This is a genomic window from Pseudomonas sp. PDM22 (assembly GCF_014851965.1).
Taxonomy (GTDB): Bacteria; Pseudomonadota; Gammaproteobacteria; order Pseudomonadales; family Pseudomonadaceae; genus Pseudomonas.
Genome location: NZ_JACVAR010000001.1, coordinates 1,032,422 through 1,051,852 on the forward strand (window position 1 = coordinate 1,032,422; position 19,431 = coordinate 1,051,852).

18 protein-coding genes are annotated in these 19,431 nt (G+C 66.3%); 11 read left to right on the forward strand and 7 right to left on the reverse strand.

The window, feature by feature from the left end; translation table 11 throughout:
- Positions 1–48: 48 nt before the first annotated feature.
- Entirely contained in the window at positions 49–1,479 is a 1,431-nt protein-coding gene (gene sbcB, locus IB255_RS05010) for an exodeoxyribonuclease I (protein ID WP_081516311.1), read from the reverse strand.
- Between the two features lie 143 nt (positions 1,480–1,622).
- On the opposite strand from sbcB, the gene IB255_RS05015 reads away from it, so the two are divergent.
- The 7 genes from IB255_RS05015 to IB255_RS05045 all read left to right on the forward strand — a co-directional run bounded on the left by IB255_RS05015 (position 1,623) and on the right by IB255_RS05045 (position 9,456).
- Complete coding sequence (locus IB255_RS05015; RefSeq protein WP_151188262.1) at positions 1,623–2,438, forward strand: hypothetical protein; 816 nt, start codon at positions 1,623–1,625, stop codon at positions 2,436–2,438.
- 88 nt (positions 2,439–2,526) lie between these two features.
- Positions 2,527–3,264 (forward strand): RDD family protein, encoded by a 738-nt coding sequence (locus IB255_RS05020; RefSeq protein WP_081516313.1) that lies wholly within the window; start codon positions 2,527–2,529, stop codon positions 3,262–3,264.
- A complete protein-coding gene (locus tag IB255_RS05025) occupies positions 3,261–4,247 on the forward strand; it encodes a stage II sporulation protein M (protein ID WP_081516314.1) in 987 nt (328 codons plus the stop codon). The genes IB255_RS05020 and IB255_RS05025 overlap by 4 nt, the downstream gene beginning before the upstream one ends.
- A complete protein-coding gene (locus IB255_RS05030) occupies positions 4,234–5,829 on the forward strand; it encodes a DUF4129 domain-containing protein (RefSeq protein WP_081516315.1) in 1,596 nt (531 codons plus the stop codon). The genes IB255_RS05025 and IB255_RS05030 overlap by 14 nt, the downstream gene beginning before the upstream one ends.
- Positions 5,826–7,115 carry a DUF4350 domain-containing protein gene (locus IB255_RS05035; protein WP_081516316.1) on the forward strand — a complete coding sequence of 430 codons (1,290 nt, stop codon included), beginning with the start codon at positions 5,826–5,828 and terminating at the stop codon, positions 7,113–7,115. Before IB255_RS05030 ends, IB255_RS05035 begins: the two co-directional genes overlap by 4 nt.
- Entirely contained in the window at positions 7,112–8,131 is a 1,020-nt protein-coding gene (locus IB255_RS05040) for an AAA family ATPase (RefSeq protein ID WP_081516317.1), read from the forward strand. Before IB255_RS05035 ends, IB255_RS05040 begins: the two co-directional genes overlap by 4 nt.
- Positions 8,128–9,456, forward strand: coding sequence for a DUF58 domain-containing protein (locus tag IB255_RS05045; RefSeq protein WP_081516318.1), 1,329 nt, complete (start codon positions 8,128–8,130; stop codon positions 9,454–9,456). The genes IB255_RS05040 and IB255_RS05045 overlap by 4 nt, the downstream gene beginning before the upstream one ends.
- Before the next feature lie 71 nt (positions 9,457–9,527).
- Here the strand turns inward: IB255_RS05045 and IB255_RS05050 are convergent, their stop codons facing one another.
- From IB255_RS05050 to IB255_RS05060, 3 genes are all read right to left on the reverse strand, one after another.
- A complete protein-coding gene (locus IB255_RS05050; RefSeq protein ID WP_081516319.1) occupies positions 9,528–9,887 on the reverse strand; it encodes a PilZ domain-containing protein in 360 nt (119 codons plus the stop codon).
- Positions 9,888–9,947: 60 nt separating this feature from the next.
- Entirely contained in the window at positions 9,948–10,370 is a 423-nt protein-coding gene (locus tag IB255_RS05055; protein ID WP_081516320.1) for a DUF4124 domain-containing protein, read from the reverse strand.
- Between the two features lie 75 nt (positions 10,371–10,445).
- Positions 10,446–10,814, reverse strand: coding sequence for a lipoprotein (locus tag IB255_RS05060; protein WP_045211033.1), 369 nt, complete (start codon positions 10,812–10,814; stop codon positions 10,446–10,448).
- 99 nt (positions 10,815–10,913) lie between these two features.
- Here IB255_RS05060 and IB255_RS05065 point away from each other — a divergent pair, with 99 nt between their 5' ends.
- The 3 genes from IB255_RS05065 (at position 10,914) to pyk (ending at position 14,304) form a co-directional block, all read left to right on the forward strand.
- On the forward strand, positions 10,914–11,738 hold the full coding sequence (locus IB255_RS05065; RefSeq protein ID WP_081516321.1) for a tetratricopeptide repeat protein: 825 nt from the start codon (positions 10,914–10,916) through the stop codon (positions 11,736–11,738).
- 100 nt (positions 11,739–11,838) lie between these two features.
- On the forward strand, positions 11,839–12,747 hold the full coding sequence (locus tag IB255_RS05070; RefSeq protein WP_081516322.1) for a universal stress protein: 909 nt from the start codon (positions 11,839–11,841) through the stop codon (positions 12,745–12,747).
- A 105-nt stretch (positions 12,748–12,852) separates the two neighbouring features.
- Complete coding sequence (gene pyk, locus IB255_RS05075) at positions 12,853–14,304, forward strand: pyruvate kinase (RefSeq protein WP_081516323.1); 1,452 nt, start codon at positions 12,853–12,855, stop codon at positions 14,302–14,304.
- Between the two features lie 400 nt (positions 14,305–14,704).
- Here the strand turns inward: pyk and IB255_RS05080 are convergent, their stop codons facing one another.
- The 3 genes from IB255_RS05080 to IB255_RS05090 are packed head-to-tail and all read right to left on the reverse strand — an operon-like array spanning position 14,705 to position 17,572.
- A complete protein-coding gene (locus IB255_RS05080; protein WP_081516324.1) occupies positions 14,705–15,478 on the reverse strand; it encodes an enoyl-CoA hydratase-related protein in 774 nt (257 codons plus the stop codon).
- A gap of 35 nt (positions 15,479–15,513) precedes the next feature.
- Positions 15,514–16,452: an iron-sulfur-binding ferredoxin reductase gene (locus tag IB255_RS05085; protein WP_081516325.1), complete on the reverse strand. Its 939-nt coding sequence runs from the start codon at positions 16,450–16,452 to the stop codon at positions 15,514–15,516.
- On the reverse strand, positions 16,445–17,572 hold the full coding sequence (locus tag IB255_RS05090) for a sensor domain-containing diguanylate cyclase (protein WP_081516326.1): 1,128 nt from the start codon (positions 17,570–17,572) through the stop codon (positions 16,445–16,447). Before IB255_RS05090 ends, IB255_RS05085 begins: the two co-directional genes overlap by 8 nt.
- Positions 17,573–17,846: 274 nt before the next feature.
- Here IB255_RS05090 and IB255_RS05095 point away from each other — a divergent pair, with 274 nt between their 5' ends.
- Positions 17,847–19,370, forward strand: a complete 1,524-nt coding sequence (locus tag IB255_RS05095; RefSeq protein WP_081516327.1) for a fumarate hydratase — start codon at positions 17,847–17,849, stop codon at positions 19,368–19,370.
- Positions 19,371–19,431 lie beyond the last annotated feature (61 nt).

Consider the following 19,431-nt stretch of genomic DNA (forward strand, 5'->3'; position numbering starts at 1 on the left):
CCAGCCTTGCGCTGGCGTTTTTTATTACCCGCAGAAAAGTGCGCGGCGCTACAGGCTATAGCGCGCGCGCAGCACCTGCGCATACTTGTCCCACTCTTGCAGCACCAGACGGCCAGCCGGCGTGGCATTGACCAGTTGCTCGCTCATCGCCGCGGCAAAGTTATCCAGAGTATTCGGCGCGCCCCACTCGGCCTGACTCAGGCGTGCACGGCAGAAGTCCTGCCATTGTTGCTGTTCCGTGGCACTCAAAGTTTCCGGGAAATTGCGCGCGCGATAACGGAAGAGCAGTTCGGGAAGTCGCGCATCATCGAACGGCCATTGTTCTTTCGCCAACCGCGCAGGGTCGGCCTGGCGCACCTGCTCGCACAATCGGCGATCACGGTCGCCGATAAATCCGTCATACAACTGCTGCTCGGGATCTTCACTGCCGGCGAAACTTTCCTCGGCATACAAGGGCGCGAGTTTGTCCTGCCAGATTGCCTTCGCATCCGTCAGCGTCCGCCCCGCCGCGAGACAAGCCTCGAGGTCCAGGCCGATGCGCTCACGATCCTGCGGGCGCAATACGGACAGCGGCGCCACCACCGGGCATTTGTTGATGTGCAGCAGCTTCAGCGGCACCGGCAGTTCGCCCTCGGCCAGCTCGTCACGACGCGTGTAGAGGCGCTTGCGCAGGGTTTCCGCATCCAGCTCCAGCAAGGGCGAAACATCGGCAGCCAGGTCGCAGACGATCAATGCGTTGCGGTTGCGCGGATGCCAGCCCAGCGGCAGCACCACGGACAGGTAATGCCGCGCCCCGGAGAACATGCCGGAGATATGCACCATCGGCTGCAGTACGCGCACCTGGTCCAGCACGCCCTGCTTGCCGCGCAGGCGATAGAGATAGTCGTAGAGCTTGGGCTGGCGGTCACGCACCAGCCGCGCCAGGGCGATGGTGGCGCGCACGTCGGACAGCGCGTCGTGCGCCTGCCCGTGATCGATGCCGTTGGCCGCGGTGAGGCGCTCCAGCTTGAGGCTGACGACGCCGTCCTGCTCTGGCCAGACGATGCCTTCGGGGCGCAGGGCGTAGGCGGTCCGCACCATGTCGATCAGGTCCCAACGGCTGTTGCCGCCCTGCCACTCACGGGCGTAAGGATCGAAGAAGTTGCGGTACAGGCTGTAGCGCGTCACCTCATCGTCGAAGCGCAGGCTGTTGTAGCCCGCCACGCAGGTACCCGGCTGCGCCAGCTCGGCGTGCAGGCGGGTAATGAATTCGGCCTCGCCCAGACCGCGCTCTTCCAGCCGATCCGGCGTGATGCCGGTGACCAGGCAGGCGGCCGGGTGCGGGAGGATGTCGTCGCTGGGCCGGCAATAGAGGTTCAGCGATTCGCCAATCTCGTTGAGGTCCTCGTCCGTGCGGATGCCAGCCACCTGCAACGGGCGGTCGCGGCGCGGGTCGATACCGGTGGTTTCGTAGTCGTACCAGAAGATGCTGGCGTTCATCGTTTTTCCTTGCCTGCAAGCGAGTGCGTCGCAGTCTAACAGTGCGGCCGACCACACTTCCAAAACGCCTGACTGGCACCTAGCCAGCCCCCGCCTTTATGATGGGCGTCGCAAGGACACACCCACTGGAAAGGACTTTCCTCATGCAAGACATCGCTGCACAAAATCCCTACAGCGCTCCGCTGAGCAACCTCGAACCCGGCGCCGCCCAGGGCGCGGTACCCTCCATCGTCGAGGCCCTGACCCGCGGCTACAACTTCGGCATTGGCGACCTGCTGGGCGAATCCTGGCGCCGCACCAAGGGCGCCAAGGGCCTGATCATCGGCGGCTTCGTGGTCTTCTATGCGGCGATCTTCGCCCTGGTCAACGTGCTCAGCCTGTTCCTCACCGTGGTCGGCGTTGCCGGGATCGCCGGCATGGGCCTGCTCGGCGACAGCGAAGCCGCCGGCGGCATGGCGGTCGGCGCGCTGGTCGCGTTCTTCATCGGCTCCATCGTCCTGAGTTTCATCGCCACCGCCGTCTGCTACCCGCTGCTGGCCGGCGTGAACATGCTCGGCATCCGTCGCGCGGCCGATCAGCCGCTGCGCTTCAACGAAGTCTTCAGCCACTTCGGCCGCACCTTCCAGGTGGTGGTCTGCGTGCTGCTGAGCACCATCATGATCTTCATCGGCTACTTCCTCTTCGTGCTGCCGGGTATCTACCTGAGCATCGCCTACATGCTCGCCATCCCGCTGGTGGTCGAGCGCGGCCTGTCGCCCTGGGCGGCGATGGAAGTCTCGCGCAAGGCCATTACCCAGCACTGGTTCAAGGTCTTCGGCCTGCTGCTGGTGTTCGGCCTGCTGTTCATGCTCAGCACCCTGACCCTCGGCATCGCGCTGATCTGGGTGCTGCCGTGGCTGATCGTCGCCATCGGCGTGCTCTACCGCACCATCTTCGGCGTACTGCCGCCGGCCAAGTGATCAAATCGGCCTGAGCCTGCCAGCGCGGTTGCCTCGCCGCACCGCGCTGGCTAGCATCTGGCACCTACATCATCGACAGCGGTTTCCCTTGAGCCCAGCAGCCCCTTCCTCCAACGCGTCTCCCCACGCGCCCGTCCTGGATACCCGCTACCACGTGGAGACCCCGGAAGGCATCGACCTGCTGCTGCGTCCCGCCGGTGTCGTCCCCCGCGCCCTCGCCTACCTGATCGACCTGGGCATCCGCGTCCTGCTGATGGTCGCGCTGTTCATGCTACTGGCCTTCCTCGGCGAACTGGGCACCGGGCTGGGACTGATCCTCACCTTCATCATGACCTGGTGGTACATGGTGCTCTTCGAAGTGCTGAACCAGGGCCGCTCGCCCGGCAAACAGATGATGGGCCTGCGCGTAGTGCATGACGACGGCACACCGATCGGCTGGTCCGCCTCGCTGCTGCGCAATCTGCTGCGCTTCGCCGACATCCTGCCGTTCGCCTACACGCTCGGGCTGCTCAGCTGCCTGTCCAACTCCGCATTCAAGCGCCTGGGCGACCTCGCCGCCGGCACCCTGGTGATCTACCGTGATCCGCCGCCGAGCCGCCCGCAGGTGCCGCAGACCACGCCCGAACTTGCACCCTGGCCCCTGAACCTGGAAGAGCAACGCGCCCTGATGAGCTTCGCCGAACGTGGCACACAGCTTTCGGCGGCGCGCCGCGAAGAGCTGGCCGCCATCCTCGCGCAACCGCTGGGCATTGCGCCCGAGCAGGCGGAAGCACGCCTGAACCGCATTGCCAGCGGCCTGCTGGGCAACGGGACGGGCCACCCATGAAGCAGGCCTTCTTCGAACAACGCCACCAGGGCAGCTGGAAGCGCTTCGCCAAGCGCCTTGAGCAACTGGAAACCGGCAAGCGCCAGGAATCGAGCGAGAAGCCCGAGGAATTCGCCACCGACTACCGACGCATCTGCCAGCAGCTCGCTCTCGCCCAGGAGCGCGGCTACAGCAGCCACCTGATCGACCAGTTGCAGCAGCTCGCCATGCGCGGGCACCAGCAGTTCTACCGCCACCGCAGCCACCTGGGCGCACGCATCCTCGGCTTCCTGGTCGCCGGCTTCCCTCGTCTGGTGCGTGAAGAATGGCGGAGCATCGCCATCGCCAGCCTGCTGTTCTACGGCAGCCTGTTGCTGATGGGTGTGCTGGTCTATCACTTCCCCGACCTGGTCTACAGCGTCATGGCACCGGAGCGGGTGTCCGAGATGGAGTCGATGTACTCGCCGGACACCACGCGCCTTGGGCCGATGAGCACGCGCGACGCCGGCGATGACTGGAAGATGTTCGGCCACTACATCATGAACAACATCGGCATCGCCTTTCAGACCTTCGCCAGTGGCCTGCTCTTCTGCGTCGGCACCCTGTTCTTCCTGCTGTTCAACGGCGTGGTGATCGGCACGGTAGCCGGCCACCTGACCCAGATCGGCTACATCGAGACCTTCTGGTCCTTCGTCATCGGCCACGGAGCCTTCGAACTGACTGCGATCACCTTCGCCGGTGCCGCCGGCCTCAAGCTAGGCTGGGCGCTGCTGTCTCCCGGCCGCCTGAGCCGCCTTGAAGCCTTGCGCCAGGCCGCCGCCCGCGCCGTGCAACTGATCGGCGGAGTGATCCTGATGTTGCTGATCGCCGCGTTCGTCGAGGGCTACTGGTCCTCCGTCACGCACTTCTCGGCGACCGTGAAGTACATCGTCGGCGCTTGCCTGTGGCTGCTGGTGGGCAGCTATTTCCTCCTGGCCGGACGGGGTCGCCATGCGCCTGACTGACGCCAGCGTCGCCATCCGTCCGCGCAGCGCCTGGGAGGCGCTGGACCTCGGCATCCTGCTGGCGCGCCGTCACGCTGGCCTGCTGATGGCCAGCTGGGCGATCGTCACCCTGCCGGTGTTCGTGCTGCTTTCCGTGCTGCTGTGGAACTACTCCAGCTGGGCAGTGCTGATCTTCTGGTGGCTCAAGCCCGCCTTCGAGCGCCTGCCGTTGTACATCCTGTCGCGCTCGCTGTTCGGCGATACGCCGACGCTCAAGGAAGCGCTGCGGGCCTTCCCCGGCCTGCTCAAGTCGCAACTGCTGCCCAGCCTGCTCTGGCGCCGGCTGAGCCCGACGCGCAGCTTCGACCTGCCGGTGCTGCAACTCGAAGGCCTCAAGGGCCAGGCGCGCAGCCAGCGTCTGGTCGTGCTCGGCCAGCGCAATGCCGGCGGCGCCACCTGGCTGACCATTGTCGGCATGCATTTCGAACTGGCGCTGTGGCTGGGCCTTTCCGCACTGATGTACCTGATGCTGCCGCAGCAGTGGGTGGACGACTGGAAATGGCAGTCGCTGATCAGCGTGGCGCAAGGCGACTGGGCGTGGCTGGAACATGTCAGCAACCTGATCTACGCGCTGCTGCTGATCGTCTGGGAACCGGTGTACGTCGCCTGCGGCTTCACCCTCTACCTCAATCGCCGCACCGAGCTGGAGGCCTGGGACATCGAACTGGTGTTCCGCCGTCTGCGCCAGCGCCTGATCGGCAGCGCCTACGCCCTGCTGCTGGTCGTCGCCGGCGCCTTCGCCCTGCTGCCGGCCCACGACGCGCTGGCTGCCGGTTCGGAGACCGGCAGCAAGGCCAGCCAGAGTTGCCCGCTGCCCGACCAGAATCCCGACGGCCCGCAGGGTGCGCGGCTGACCCAGCAGAAACTCAACAGCGAAGATTCGCGCGGCGCTGCGGAAAAGATCCTCACCGCGCCGCCCTTCAAGAACAACGAGAAGATCACCAGCTGGCGCCTGCACGAAGACAAGAAAGACCCGAAGCCCACCGATCCGGACGAGGCCAAGCGGCTGAAGAGCTTCTTCGAGGCGCTGGGTAACTGGAAGGCCTTCAAGTTCGCCGCGCAAGGCATCGAAGTGCTGCTCTGGGGCATTCTGTTCACCGTCGTCGCCCTGGTCATCTGGCGCTACCGCGAATGGCTGCGGCTGTTCGTCGGGCGCATCGGCCTGCCGCAGAAGCCGCGCCGCGAAGCGCCCAGCGTGCTGTTCGGGCTGGACCTCGCGCCGGAAACCCTGCCCAGCGACGTCGCCAGCGAAGCCGAACGCCTGTGGGACGAACAGCCCCGCGCCGCGCTCGGCCTGCTCTACCGCGCGCTGCTCAGCCGCCTGCTGCACGACTTCCGCGTGCCGCTGCGCGAGTCGACCACCGAAGGCGAAGTCCTGGTCCGCGTGGCTGACCTCAACGACCCGCCGCTGGACAACTTTGCCCGCAGCTTGACCCAGCAGTGGCAGGCGCTCGCCTACGGTCACCGCGCACCACAGGCTGAACTCAAGCAGCAGCTGTGCGGCGAATGGCGCCACCTGTTCGGCAGCGAGGTGCGGGCATGAAGCGCGGCAACCTCGCCCTGCTGGTGCTGCTCGTCCTGCTCGTGCTCGGCGGCATCGGCTACTACCTGTACCGCAACCTCGAGCCCTACACCGAGACCATCGAGCACGGCGCCTCTCCCGAGGCCCGCGCCAACCCCTATCTCGCCGCCGAAATGTACCTGCGCGGTCGCGGCATCCACGTCACCACCGCGCGCGGCATGGAAGTTCTGGACCAGTTGCCGAGCAAAGGCCAGACCCTGATCCTGCTGGGCACCCGCGAGAACGTCACGCCGACGCAGAACGCGCGGCTGCTCGACTGGGCCAATCGCGGCGGCCACCTCATCGTCACCGCCGAAAGCCTGTGGGACGAAGATGAAGGCAAGAGCGGCGACGCGCTGCTGGATCAGCTGGGCGTGCAACAATTCCTCACCTCCGACCTGAAGGACAAGGAGGAGGAGAAATCCGCTCCGACCGACGAGAAGTCCGCAGAGGCGTCCGAAAGCCAGAAGCAGGACGAAGCCGCCAAGCCGGAAGTGGAAGAAGAACATCCGGACCAGGCCTCCAGCGCCCACGACAACGAGGCGACGGAAACGGACCCTTACCCGAACCTGACCAAGCTCTACCTGGAGAACGAGAAGGCCCCGGCCTACTTCGACTTCGACACCGACTACCACCTGTTCGACTCGAAGAACCTCGCCTACGCCTGGGCCAACAGCGCCGACTCCACCCACCTGCTGCAACTGCAGCAGGGCCAGGGGCTGATCACCGTGCTCACCGACAACTGGATCTGGCAGAACGGCGAACTCGACGCCTACGACAACGCCTGGCTGCTCTGGTACCTGACCCAGGACAGCGCCGTCACGCTGGTCTACCGCGCCGACGGCACCAGCCTGATGACCCTGCTGATGCGCTACTTCCCGCAGGCACTGCTGGCCGCCGTCCTGCTGCTGGTCCTGGTGCTCTGGCGCAACGGCCTGCGTCAGGGCCCGCTGCAGCCCAACCCGGATCGCAGCCGCCGGCAACTGGAAGAACACCTGCGCGCCGGCGCCGATTTCATCCTCCGCCAGCGTGGCCAGCTCGCCCTGCTGCAGGGCCTGCAACGTGACGTGATGCGCCGGGCGCGGCAGCGCCAGCCCGGCGTCGACCGCCTGCCGGTCGCCGAACAATGGCAAGCTCTGGGCCGCATGACGCGCATGTCGGTCAGCGCCATCAGCCAGGCCATGCGCCCCTATCCGCCAAAGCGCATGGCCGTCGCCGAATTCACCCGCCAGGTCGCGCACCTGCAAAGCCTCAGGAATGCCCTATGAGCGAACAGACGCCCGAACAGCCCGGCACCACCGCCGGCACCGCCCCCAACCCGGGCGCCCAGCGCCAGCGCGCCAGCCAGCTGGCCCAGGCGCTGCGCCACGAACTGCAGAAGGCCCTGATCGGCCAGCAGGAGGTGATCGACGACGTACTCACCGCCCTGCTCGCCGGTGGCCACGTGCTCATCGAAGGCGTCCCCGGCCTGGGCAAGACCCTGCTGGTGCGCGCCCTCGCCCGCTGCTTCGACGGCGGCTTCGCGCGCATCCAGTTCACTCCCGACCTGATGCCCAGCGACGTCACCGGCCACGCCGTGTACGACCTGGCCACCGAGCAGTTCAAGCTGCGCAAGGGCCCGGTGTTTACCCACCTGCTGCTGGCGGACGAGATCAACCGCGCCCCGGCCAAGACCCAGGCCGCGCTGCTGGAAGTGATGCAGGAACGCCAGGTCACCCTCGAGGGCCGCGCCCTGGCCGTGCCGCAGCCGTTCATGGTGCTGGCGACGCAGAACCCCATCGAGCAGGAAGGCACCTACCCGCTGCCGGAAGCCGAGCTCGACCGCTTCATGCTCAAGCTGCGCATCGACTATCCGCTGGAAGCCGAGGAGCAGACCCTGGTGCGCCAGGTCACCCGTTCCGCGCGCAGCGACATGCTCGACGTGGCACCGATGCGCGCCCTGCTCAAGGACAAGGACGTGCTGGCCCTGCAGAAGATCGCCGCCGACCTGCCCATCGACGACCAGGTGCTCGACTACGCCGTGCGCATCGCCCGTACCACCCGCAACTGGCCGGGCCTGGCGCTGGGCGCCGGGCCGCGCGCATCCATCGCCCTGGTCCGTTGCGCCCGTGCCCGCGCCCTGCTGCGCAGCGGCGATTTCGTGATTCCGGACGACGTCAAGGGCAGTGCCCTGGCCGTGCTGCGCCATCGCGTGCGCCTGTCGCCGGAACTGGAGATCGAAGGCCTGTCGGTCGACCAGGTGCTGCAACAGCTGCTCGACCAGGTACCGGCGCCGCGCGTATGAAGCCATCGCGCGCGCTCCTCGCGTTGCTCGGCGTCCTGCTGGCGATCGCGGTCGCCCTGGGCGCGGCCGAGGCTCTGGACTCGGGCTCGGCGCTGCTCGGTCGTCTTTGGTGGGGTGCGCTCTGCGCGCTGGCCCTGCTGGCGCTGGCCGATGCCCTCTGGCTACGCCGCACGCCATCGCCCGAGCTGCGCCGCCAGCTGAGCGGCAACCTGCCGCTGGGCCGCTGGAGCGAGGTACGCCTGCAATTTCATCATCGCTACGCACAGCCACAACGCATCACGGTGTTCGACCACCTGCCCGCCGGCATGGACTTCGAATACCTGCCGCAGACCGTGGAGCTGCACCCCGGCGAACAGACCGAACTGGGTTACCGCGTGCGTCCGCTGTCCCGTGGGCATTTCGTCTTCCAGCGCTGCGAGATCGAACTGTCCAGCCCGCTGCGTCTGTGGAAGGGCCGGCGCTACCTGGAACAGCACGACGAAACCCGCGTCTACCCGGACTTTGCCCGCCTCTACGGCGCCGAGCTGATGGCCGTGGACCACTGGCTCAACCGCATCGGAGTTCGCGCCGGACAGCGCCGCGGGCTGGGCCTGGATTTCCACCAGCTGCGCGAATTCCGCGATGGCGACACCCTGCGGCAGATCGACTGGAAGGCCACCGCGCGCAAACGCACGCCCATCGCCCGCGAGTTCCAGGACGAACGCGACCAGCAGATTCTCTTCCTGCTCGACTGTGGCCGGCGCATGCGCAGCCACGACGGCGACCTTTCGCACTTCGACCATTCGCTCAACGCCAGCCTGCTGCTGGCCTACGTCGCGCTACGCCAGGGCGACGCGGTGGGCCTGATGACCTTTGCCGGCGACCAGCCGCGCCATCTGCCACCGGCCAAGGGCAGCGCCCAGCTCACCGCCCTGCTCAACAGCGTCTACGACCTGCGCAGCAGCCAGCGCCCAGCGGACTTCCCCGCCGCCGTGCAGGCCGTACTCACGCGCCAGCGCCGGCGCGCGCTGGTGGTGATAGTGACCAACCTGCGCGACGAGGATGACGAGGAACTGGTGGCCGCGGTGAAACGCCTCGGGCGCCAGCACCGCGTGCTGGTCGCGAGCCTGCGCGAGGAAGTACTGGACCGCCTGCGCCAGGCGCCGGTGGAGAGTTTCGAGCAAGCCCTGGGCTACTGCGGCGCGGTGGATTACCTGAACGCCCGCGCGGGGCTGCACGAGAAGCTGGCGGCCCATGGCGTGCCGGTACTCGACACGCGGCCAAGCCAGCTGGGGCCGGAACTGATCAGCCGTTATCTAGGCTGGAAGAAGGCTGGCGCGCTGTAACCGTGCGCCACAACCGGACGCCGACTCCGTGGCGTCCCACACCGTGCAGATCGGTCAGCGCGTCCTGCGCTTCAGACCGACTCCACCTGCCGGCGAAAACTGAAATAACGGCGCAGCGCGTCGACCAGCTCGACGTACTCCATCGGCGGCGCCGTCAGGCTGAAGCCCGAATCGTAGTTGCCCGGATTGACGTCCTCGCGACACCACTGGCAGGTAGCGGCGAATTCGATCAGCTGCAGCTTGCCGTCATGTCCGGGGATCTTCAGGCGCATCTCGAAGCGGCCACCCACCAGCATCGGCAGCTGGCTGATCAGGAGCAGCCCATCCAGCGACACGTTGCCCAGGTAACCCATCGGTTTGTCGGTGATGCTGTTGAACACCTTCAGGTAGTAGGGCAGCTGATGGCGCTCGATATGTCGTTGATGACGCATAATGGCGTTTCGCTATGAAATATCGTCCAGTATGACGATGCCGCCCAGGCAGGGCCAGTCCTAACGACAACCTTCCGCCAGCCGTGCGCTAAGCGCCTGACGAGCGGCGTCGAGCTGTGCATCGCTGTAGTAAGTCCGTTCACCACTGCTGGTCTGCGTGAAGTACCGCCCGCCATGACTGAGCGACTCCAGGTCACGGCGCCAACTCGCGCACTGCTGGTCCAGCTTGGCCTGCTGCTCCGTCGCCTGGTTCTGGGCGGCGGCGCTTTCATCTCGACGCGCGTCGTAGAAACGGCGGGTGCGTTCCTCCCGCTCGCGGGTCGCCGCATCCCGTTCGATGACCTGCGGCTTGACCTCGACGCGTTGCGCCCCTGGCGGTGGGGTTTCGCTGAAATGCACCTTTCCCTGAGCGTCGGTCCAGCGGTAGATATCCGCCGAAGCCAGCAGGGGGAAACACCAGGCGCAGAGCCACAGGGCGCGCATTCGTACCTCCTTGCGTGATGCACTCAAGAGATTAGCCAGCTATGGGCTGCACTCAAGTCGGCCCGCGACCGCCGGTCAGGGCGTGGGCGTGTCGAGGCGCAGATCGTTGGGCAGACGGCCATTCAAGCGCAGCGTTTCCAGTCGCGCCTTGGCCCGGTAAGCATACTCACTGGTGGGGTAACGGGCGACGATGAACTGGTAGGTCTGCGCCGCATCGACGTAGAACTTCTCACGCTCCAGGCACTGGCCGCGCAGCATGGAGATTTCCGGCTGGATCCACGGCCGCGCGCGCGCCTTGCGCTCGGTCTCCGACAGTTCCAGCTGCACGCGCTGGCAGTCACCACTCTTGTACGCGCGGTAGGCATTGTTCAGGTGATAGTTCATCGACCAGCTGGTGCAGCCGGTAACACTCAGCGCCAGCAGCGCGAGGAAAAGGGTTCGCATGGGCATATCCTCCGTTGGGAAGTGTATCGGCCCGTCTTGGCCGTACTGTAGCCCGCCACTAGACTCACGTGGACTTCGCCTCAGCGCAAAGGATCTGCCATGCGTTTCGCACACCCGATTTCAATTGCCCTCCCGTTCGCCGTGCTGCTGCCCTGGCTCGCCGCCTGTGCCCCGACCACGCCGTTGTTCGTTGCCCAGATCACCACCGGCGAAGTGGCCGAATACAAGCAGCTCAAGAACAAGCGCATGACCGCCGCCGTGGAAGAGGAAGGCGACCTCCTCACCTACAGCGCCCAGGCCATCCGCGACGGCAAGAGCAGCGAAGCCGAGCAGCTCTACCTCACCGGCTACGACAACACCCGCTACGGCCCCGAGGTGCGCGCCATCGCGCTGTACCAGATCGGCCTGATCTACATGAGCCGCTACAACGACCAGCGCGACGATCAGAAAGCCATGGATTACTTCCAGCGCATCGATCACGAATTCCCCGGCACCAAGGCTGCCGAACATGCCGATGCCCGCGAGCTGATCATCCGCCAGCGGGCCAAGGACCCGGTGCAGAAGACCGCCAAGCAATTGCTGGCCGACTGGCAGCCGCAGTACAACCTCGACCTGAACAAGCCGACCCTCGACCCGGACATGACCCTGCTGTCGCGCCGTGCCGTGCTCAAGGGCCGCGTCGACGAAGCCGCTCAACTCTACCTGCTGGGCGCCAATGATCCGGCCATCCCGGCGGACATCCGCGAGAAGGCGCTGTACCAGTTGGGACTGATGTACATGGCGCCGGACAACCCGCACCCGGACCGCGAGAAGGCCATCGTCTACCTGCGCCGCCAGCTCGCCGAATTCCCCAGCGGCGAACTGGCCGACAAGGGCGCCCGGCATCTGGACCGCGCGCTGAACCAGACCTCGCCCCGCAGCTGACGGCAAAGCCCGTGCACCGCTGAGCCACGTCAAGACGCGCGGCGGGCGGCAGTGTCTACGCTTGCTCTGCAATAAGCGCAGAGCAAGCGAGGACTCCGCCATGAAGCTGCAGCACCTGCTCGTCATCATCGACCCGACCCGCACGGATCAGCCTGCCCTCACCCGCGCCCGCTGGATCGCCCAGCGCTGCGGCGCACGCCTGGAACTGCTGGCCTGCGAGTACAACCCGGCGCTGGACAACGCCCTGTTGCTGGACCGCGGTGACCTCGATGCCGCCCAGCGCAACCTGCTGGACGAACGCCTGGCCTGGTTGCAGCAACTGGCCGCGCCACTGCGCGAGGCAGGTCTCGACGTGCACTGCCAGGTGCGCTGGGGCAAGTCCCTGCACCACCAGGTGGTTCTCCACTGCGAGCAGACCACGCCCGATCTGGTACTCAAGTCCGCGCATCACCACAACCTGCTCAAGCGCCTGTTCCTCACCAACAACGACTGGCAGCTGATCCGCCATTGCCCGCAGCCGCTGTGGCTGGTGCAGCACGGCGAATGGTCGGGGAAGAACCTGTGCGCCGCCGTCGACCCGCTGCACGCCGGCGATACCCCGGCCACGCTGGATCATCGGCTGATCACGGTAGCCCGCGAACTGGAGCAGCGCCTGCAGCTCGACGCCCACTACCTGCACGCTTACATGGCCGTGCCCCGCACCCTGGCGTTCAACGCCGAGCTGCTGGCCGACTACGATAACTACGTGCTGCGCACCGAAGCCCACCACCGCGAAGCCTTCGACGCCCTGCTCGCGCACTACCCGCAGATCGATCGCCAGCGCACGTTGCTGGGCCAGGGCTTCGCCGAGGAAGTGATCCCGGCCTACGTAAAGGACCACGCCATCGACCTGCTGCTGATGGGCGCCGTCGCCCGTGGGCAGCTCGACAACGCGCTGATCGGCCAGACCGCCGAGCGGGTCTTCGAGGAAGTCGAATGTGATCTGCTGGTGATCCGGCCCCGCACCTGAGAGAGCTACCTGAAAGAGTCACCTGAAGAGAGTAAGATGGCGCCCTGGCCGCTCCGGACCTGCTCCGGCGGCGGCCTGACCGCTGCTTTCCCCTAGGAGTCCCGCATGTCCCTTCGCCGCACCAAGATCGTCGCCACCCTCGGCCCAGCCAGCAATTCCCCCGAAGTCCTGGAACAGCTGATCCTCGCCGGGATCGACGTCGCCCGTCTGAACTTCTCCCACGGCACTCCCGACGAACACCGCGCGCGCGCCCAGCTGGTGCGCGACATCGCCGCCAAGCACGGTCGCTTCGTGGCGCTGCTGGGCGACCTGCAGGGTCCCAAGATCCGTATCGCCAAGTTTGCCAACAAGCGCATCGAACTGGCCGTCGGCGACACCTTCCGCTTCTCCACCAGCCACCCGCGTACCGAAGGCAACCAGCAGGTCGTGGGCATCGACTACCCGGACCTGGTCAAGGACTGCGGCATCGGTGACGAACTGCTGCTGGACGACGGCCGCGTGGTCATGGCGGTCAAGGAAGTGAAGGCGGACGAACTGGTCTGCGAAGTGCTGATCGGCGGCCCGCTGTCCGACCACAAGGGCATCAACCGCCGTGGCGGCGGCCTCACCGCGCCGGCCCTGACCGAGAAGGACAAGGCCGATATCAAGCTGGCCGCGAGCATGGACCTGGACTACGTCGCCGTGTCCTTCCCGCGTGACGCCAAGGACATGGAATACGCCCGCAGCCTGCTCACCGAAGCCGGCGGCACCGCCTGGCTGGTGGCCAAGATCGAACGCGCCGAAGCCGTGGCCGACGACGAAGCCCTGGACGGCCTGATCCGCGCCAGCGACGCCGTGATGGTTGCCCGTGGTGACCTCGGCGTGGAAATCGGCGACGCCGAGCTGGTGGGCATCCAGAAGAAGATCATTCTGCACGCGCGCCGCTACAACAAGGCGGTGATCACCGCGACCCAGATGATGGAGTCGATGATCCAGAACCCGATGCCGACCCGCGCGGAAGTCTCCGACGTGGCCAACGCCGTGCTCGACTACACCGACGCCGTGATGCTCTCGGCCGAATCCGCCGCTGGCGAATACCCGGTGGAAGCGGTCAAGGCCATGGCGCGCATCTGCGCCGGCGCCGAGAAGCACCCGACCACCAAGAAGTCCAGCCACCGCCTGGGCCAGACCTTCGAGCGCTGCGACGAGAGCATCGCCCTGGCGGCCATGTACACCGCCAACCACTTCCCGGGCATCAAGGCGATCATCTGCCTGACCGAAAGCGGTTACACCCCGCTGATCATGTCGCGCATCCGCTCCTCGGTACCGATCTTCGCCTACTCCCCGCACCGCGAAACCCAGGCCCGCGTGGCGCTGTTCCGTGGCGTGGAGACCATCCCGTTCGACCCGGCCGCCCTGCCGCCAGAACGTGTCAGCCAGGAAGCCGTCGACGCGCTGCTGCAGCGTGGCGTGGTGACCAAGGGTGACTGGGTGATCCTGACCAAGGGCGACAGCTACACCGCCCAGGGCGGCACCAACACCATGAAGGTGCTGCACGTGGGCGACCTGCTGGTCTGATCCTGCTGTAGCTGAAAAAGAAAAGGCCGCCCTCGGGCGGCCTTTTCCTTTTGCGGTTGCTCAAAGGGCAACCAATCGGCTGAAAGCCCGGCGCCATGCGGCTTCGGCACCTTGGCCCCAAGCTTATCCACAGCACCTTCCACACCTTATGTGGGCAACCTGCCGGGTATCGCTCAAATACCGTTCAATCCCCTGCAGGCCACGGCTGGCGTGGGCTAGCTTGGTTGCCCCAGAGCTTATCCACAGCGCGTTCCACAGATTGTGTGGGCAACCGCCCCTACGTCACCGGTGACATCGAATTCCCCTGTAGGAGCGGGCCATGCCCGCGATCGCGCGCATGGCGCGCTCCTACAGGGGGCGCTGTCTCAGACCGCAAACTCCGGAGCCGACGACGCGCGAGTTACAGAAATTTGGAGAAATCCGGCTGGCGGCGCTGGGTGAAGGCGCTCAGCGCCTCATGGGCTTCCGGCGAATGCAGGCGCTGTACGAAGTGCTGGCCCTCCTCCGCCACCACGCGACGAAGCTCCTCGATGAAGGGCGCTTTCAGCAGGCGCTTGCTCAGCGCAACAGCGGCAGGCGGCAGTTGCTGGAAGGCGTTGCAGACTTCACAGGCACGCTCCAGCGCAGCCGCGCCGTCTGCCAGTGCCTCGTTGGCGATGCCGTAGGCCACGGCCTGCTCGCCAGTGAAACCTTCGCCACGCAGTAGCAGGCTGGAGGCCTTCACCGGGCCGACCAGACGCGGCACCAGGAAGCTGGAACCGAATTCCGGGCACAGGCCCAGGTTGACGAAGGGCATCTTCAGCTTGGCACCCTTGGCGATGAACACCTGGTCGCAATGCAGCAGCAGCGTGGTGCCGATGCCCACGGCCGGGCCGGCGACGGCGGCGACCACCGGTTTGGTGAACTCCATCAGCGCGCGCATGAAGCGGAACACCGCGCTGTCCGGACCGCTCGGCGGCTCCTGGAGGAAGTCGACGATATCGTTGCCGCTGGTGAAGCACTCGGCGTTGCCGGTGATCAGCACCACGCGCACCGAACGATCCTCCTGCGCCGCCTCCAGGGCATCGGCAAGACCGGCATACATGCTGCGGGTCAGCGCGTTCATCTTGTCCGGACGGTTCAGGCGCAGGGTCAGCAGGCCCTCTTCGCGCTCGACGAGAATCTGTTCGCTCATGGCAATTCCTTGTTCTTACTGATGGGGGGACCGGTTCAGGCGTGAGGCAGGAACAGATCGGCCAGCGTCTGGCCACGGGGCACGCCGCAGAGGTAAAGGCGGCGGGCGAAGGCATCGACGCTGGCGGGATGGCCGCAGAGTAAGGCGAGGGTTCGCCGCGAAACAAGCCGGAGTTGCGCCAAAACCTCGGCCGACTCGGCCGTGGTCATCAGCGTCACTTCCAGCTCGGGGTGGCTGGCAGCCAGGGATTGCAGGGGCTCGGCCAGATAATGGCCGGCGTGGTCATGAGCCTGGTGAATGACGCGGATCGGCCCGCTGTGATGCTGCCGCTGCGCTTCGCGCAGGACGCCCCAGAGCGGCGCCAGGCCGGTGCCCGAAGCCATCAGCAGCAGCGGCCGCTCGTGCCATTCCGGGTCGTAGTGCAGCGCGCCGCCCCGCAGCTCGCCCAGGCGCAGGCTATCGCCGACCTTCAGGCCTCGGGCGAAATCGGCGAAGGCGCCCCGTTCGCGGCAGTCGATGTGGAATTCGAGCCAGGGGTCGAGGCCCGGCACGCTGGCCAGGGAATAGGGCCGCGCGACGCCTTCGGCGCTCCAGAGGATCAGGTGCTGACCAGCGCTGTAGCGCAACGGGCGTTGCGGGGCGAGGCGCAGGCGCAGCACGTCCGGCGCCGGCCAGTCCAGTTCAGTGACCGTGGCGGGCAGGCCATCGCGCTGCGGGTCGAAGGTTTCCAGCGAGAGGTCCTCGATCACCCGGCACTGGCAGGACAGTCGCCAGCCCTCCGCGCGGCGCACGGAATCCAGCGCCTCGGGCAAGGCATCCAGCACCTCGCCACGGGTGCAGCGCACCAGGCAAGCGTGGCAACTGCCGGCCCGGCAGCTGTAAGGCACGGCGATGCCGGCGCCGCGCAGGGCATCGAGCAGGTAGACTCCGGGGCTGACCGAAAAGCGTTGCGATCCGGCCTGTATCTCAGGCACGCGTCCACTCCCATGCGGCATCGCAGCGGTTGCGTCCGCTGCGTTTCGCACGGTAGAGCGCCTGGTCGGCCCGTTGCAAGGCCTCGTCGAGATCGTCGTTGGCGTCGAGCAGGGTCATCCCCGCCGACAGGCTCAGGGTTTCGATGTTCACGCCCACCGGTTCCGCCGCCGAATAGGCCATCCGCAGGCGTTCGCAGCAGGTGGTCAGGCGATCGGCGTCGGCGTTGGGCAGCAGCAGGACGAACTCTTCGCCGCCGTAGCGCGCCAGCACGTCACCTTCGCGCAGGCAGGCCCGCGCCACGGCGGCGAAGGTCTGCAGCACGCGGTCACCGGCGGCATGGCCGTGGACATCGTTGATGCGCTTGAAGTGGTCCAGGTCGATCAGCGCCAGGCCGTGGCGCTGGCCGGGGTGCATTTCTTCCAGCGCACGACCGGCCAGGCGGATGAAGTGCCGGCGGTTGAACAGCCCGGTGAGCTCGTCGGTGGCCACCAGGTCTTCGAGCTGGCGCATCATGCCGCGCAGGGTGTCCTGGTGCGCCTGCAGCGCATAGCGGCGCTGGCGCATGCGCTGGCGCAACGACTGCACGTAACCGGCGAACAGGCTCAGCCAGGTAAGCACGATGAACAGCACCAGCAGTTGCAGGACCGCCTGGGCCGGCAGTTGCAGGCGCTGCTGGAAGGCTTCGTGGAGGTTCAGGCCAGCAAAGGCAATGAAGGCCAGCGCGGCGCAGCGGGCGAATACCCTTGGCTGCAACTGGAACACGCCGAACAGCAGGATCAGCACATAGAGCACCATCAGCGTGCCGCGCGCGGTATCGACGTTGGCCAGGAACAGGGTGTTCCAGACCAGCGCCACCAGCACCTGCGGCTCGGTCATGCTCGGGTCGGTGAAACGCTGGTTGCGCCCGCTGAAGAACAGCCAGGCGAACACCAGCTGGCTGCCGGCGACCAGCAGCGTGCAGGTCAGGGCGAAGCTGACGGGCGCGCGGTAGAACTCGCCGAAAACGGCCAACCACAACAACAGAAGCGCCAGCGCATAGGTCCCGAGGGCCATGCCGAATCGCCTGGTGAGTAGTTTTTGTAAGGCGTGCTGCTTCAGAGGTGGTTTCAGCGTGCTCATGGGGCTCCGTCCCGTAATGGCACCTGGCCTTCACTCTACTATCAAAGCGCCCCAGTGCCTAGCCGATCGGAATGTGGGCGGTCAGCGATCTCTTTCAGAACAGCGGCGGGCTATCTGGGACCAAGGTCGGATCACTGGCAAGTGCGCGGCAAGCGGCCGCAGCGCTATACTATGGCGCCTTTTTTCGCCGCAGCCGTGTCGGCGAAACCCCGATGTAACAGGCGAGAGCCTGTCTTACCCGCCTGACTTTCCTGCCTGAAGAGGACCGTGCTCCATGGCCGTGATCAAGCAAGACGACCTGATCCAGAGCGTCGCCGATGCCCTGCAGTTCATCTCCTACTACCACCCGGTTGATTTCATCCAGGCCATGCATGAGGCCTACCTGCGCGAAGAATCGCCGGCTGCCCGGGACTCGATGGCGCAGATCCTGATCAACTCGCGCATGTGCGCCACTGGTCATCGCCCGATCTGCCAGGACACCGGTATCGTCACCGTGTTCGTCCGCGTCGGCATGGAAGTGAGCTGGGCCGGCGCCACCATGAGCGTCGACGACATGATCAACGAAGGCGTGCGTCGCGCCTACAACCTGCCGGAGAACGTCCTGCGCGCCTCCATCCTGGCCGACCCGGCCGGCGCGCGTAAGAACACCAAGGACAACACCCCGGCGGTGATCCACTACTCCATCGTCCCCGGCAACACCGTGGAAGTGGACGTCGCAGCCAAGGGCGGCGGCTCCGAGAACAAGTCGAAGATGGCCATGCTCAACCCGTCCGACTCGATCGTCGACTGGGTCCTGAAGACCGTTCCGACCATGGGCGCCGGCTGGTGCCCGCCGGGCATGCTCGGCATCGGCATCGGCGGTACCGCCGAGAAGGCCGCGGTGATGGCGAAAGAAGTCCTGATGGACGAGATCGACATCCACGAGCTGAAGGCCCGCGGCCCGCAGAACAAGATCGAGGAAATGCGCCTCGAGCTGTTCGAGAAGGTCAACCAGCTGGGCATCGGTGCCCAGGGCCTGGGCGGCCTGACCACCGTGCTCGACGTGAAGATCATGGACTACCCGACCCACGCTGCCTCGCTGCCGGTCTGCATGATCCCCAACTGCGCCGCCACCCGTCACGCACACTTCGTGCTCGACGGCTCGGGCCCGGCCGAACTGGAAGCGCCGTCCCTGGACGCGTACCCGGAAATCGTCTGGGAAGCCGGCCCGTCCGCGCGCCGCGTCAACCTCGACAGCATCACCCCGGAAGAAGTCCAGAGCTGGAAGCCGGGCGAGACCATCCTGCTCAACGGCAAGATGCTCACCGGCCGCGACGCTGCGCACAAGCGCATGGTCGACATGCTGAACAAGGGCGAAGAGCTGCCGGTGGACCTCAAGGGCCGCTTCATCTACTACGTCGGCCCGGTCGATCCGGTCGGTGACGAGGTGGTTGGCCCGGCCGGCCCGACCACCGCGACCCGGATGGACAAGTTCACTCGCCAGATCCTCGAGACCACTGGCCTGCTGGGCATGATCGGCAAGTCCGAGCGCGGCCCGATCGCCATCGAGGCAATCAAGGACAACAAGGCCGTCTACCTGATGGCCGTGGGCGGCGCCGCCTACCTGGTCGCCCAGGCGATCAAGAAGTCCAAGGTCCTCGCCTTCGCCGAACTGGGCATGGAAGCGATCTACGAGTTCGAAGTCAAAGACATGCCGGTGACCGTTGCGGTCGACACCAATGGCGAGTCGGTGCACATCACCGGCCCGGCCATCTGGCAGAAGAAGATCGCCGAGAGCCTGGCAGTGGAAGTGCAGTGATCACTGCATGACCGCTCCATGAAAAAGCCCGGCCAAGTGCCGGGCTTTTTCATGTCTGGCC

Excerpts from the sequence above, each read along its gene's own strand:
- pyk (WP_081516323.1), top strand. The coding sequence starts at position 12,853 with ATGTCCCTTCGCCGCACCAAGATCGTCGCCACCCTCGGCCCAGCCAGC.
- IB255_RS05090 (WP_081516326.1), bottom strand. The coding sequence starts at position 17,572 with ATGAGCACGCTGAAACCACCTCTGAAGCAGCACGCCTTACAAAAACTA.
- IB255_RS05080 (WP_081516324.1), bottom strand. The coding sequence starts at position 15,478 with ATGAGCGAACAGATTCTCGTCGAGCGCGAAGAGGGCCTGCTGACCCTG.
- IB255_RS05015 (WP_151188262.1), top strand. The coding sequence starts at position 1,623 with ATGCAAGACATCGCTGCACAAAATCCCTACAGCGCTCCGCTGAGCAAC.
- IB255_RS05070 (WP_081516322.1), top strand. The coding sequence starts at position 11,839 with ATGAAGCTGCAGCACCTGCTCGTCATCATCGACCCGACCCGCACGGAT.
- IB255_RS05060 (WP_045211033.1), bottom strand. The coding sequence starts at position 10,814 with ATGCGAACCCTTTTCCTCGCGCTGCTGGCGCTGAGTGTTACCGGCTGC.
- IB255_RS05065 (WP_081516321.1), top strand. The coding sequence starts at position 10,914 with ATGCGTTTCGCACACCCGATTTCAATTGCCCTCCCGTTCGCCGTGCTG.
- IB255_RS05050 (WP_081516319.1), bottom strand. The coding sequence starts at position 9,887 with ATGCGTCATCAACGACATATCGAGCGCCATCAGCTGCCCTACTACCTG.
- IB255_RS05030 (WP_081516315.1), top strand. The coding sequence starts at position 4,234 with ATGCGCCTGACTGACGCCAGCGTCGCCATCCGTCCGCGCAGCGCCTGG.
- IB255_RS05055 (WP_081516320.1), bottom strand. The coding sequence starts at position 10,370 with ATGCGCGCCCTGTGGCTCTGCGCCTGGTGTTTCCCCCTGCTGGCTTCG.
- sbcB (WP_081516311.1), bottom strand. The coding sequence starts at position 1,479 with ATGAACGCCAGCATCTTCTGGTACGACTACGAAACCACCGGTATCGAC.
- IB255_RS05025 (WP_081516314.1), top strand. The coding sequence starts at position 3,261 with ATGAAGCAGGCCTTCTTCGAACAACGCCACCAGGGCAGCTGGAAGCGC.
- IB255_RS05040 (WP_081516317.1), top strand. The coding sequence starts at position 7,112 with ATGAGCGAACAGACGCCCGAACAGCCCGGCACCACCGCCGGCACCGCC.
- IB255_RS05095 (WP_081516327.1), top strand. The coding sequence starts at position 17,847 with ATGGCCGTGATCAAGCAAGACGACCTGATCCAGAGCGTCGCCGATGCC.
- IB255_RS05045 (WP_081516318.1), top strand. The coding sequence starts at position 8,128 with ATGAAGCCATCGCGCGCGCTCCTCGCGTTGCTCGGCGTCCTGCTGGCG.
- IB255_RS05035 (WP_081516316.1), top strand. The coding sequence starts at position 5,826 with ATGAAGCGCGGCAACCTCGCCCTGCTGGTGCTGCTCGTCCTGCTCGTG.